The 429-nt window shown below is 40.6% G+C and carries 2 protein-coding genes; both read right to left on the bottom strand.

The features are described 5' to 3' along the window. Positions 1-171 (bottom strand): HVO_0476 family zinc finger protein (locus E3E28_RS10880; protein ID WP_277346791.1); only part of this gene is annotated, 171 nt, incomplete at its 3' end. Positions 172-219: 48 nt separating this feature from the next. Next, positions 220-429: MarR family transcriptional regulator (locus tag E3E28_RS10875; RefSeq protein ID WP_167915463.1), on the bottom strand; the 210-nt coding region annotated here is incomplete at its 5' end.

Genomic DNA, 429 nt, shown 5'->3' with positions numbered 1-429 from the left:
AGCTTTGAAGCTTCTCTCGTGCTTGCTAACAATGAGAGGAATCTTCACAAGCTTTGGCAAAGTGAGTATCCAGACGTTGCCGCAGTCAAGACACTTAAGTGTAACTTCTCTTCCTCTCTCTTTAATCACTTCAACATTTTCGCTCCCACATTCTGGACATTCAAACTCCATCTTCTTCACCTCGCAGTTTTATAAGCTGATTTTTATCGCTTATAAACCTTAGCTTTCTTTGAGCTTAACGAGATAGCTTCTCCCTTCTTTAACACGCTCAATTAGTCCCTTTTTCTCCATATCTTTTAGAAGAAGGCTAACTTTTGCTTTGGAGACACCAAGCCTCTTAACGAGTTCACTCTGCAAAACCGGTCCGTTTTTCAGAAGCTCAATAATCTTTTCTTCATCACTTCTGAGTATCTCCACTTTCTCTTTGCC

It is taken from the genome of Thermococcus sp. 21S9 (assembly GCF_012027635.1).
Taxonomy (GTDB): Archaea; Methanobacteriota_B; Thermococci; order Thermococcales; family Thermococcaceae; genus Thermococcus.
The sequence above is the reverse complement of the archived record's forward strand: the minus strand, read 5'-3'. Positions and strand labels throughout refer to the sequence as shown.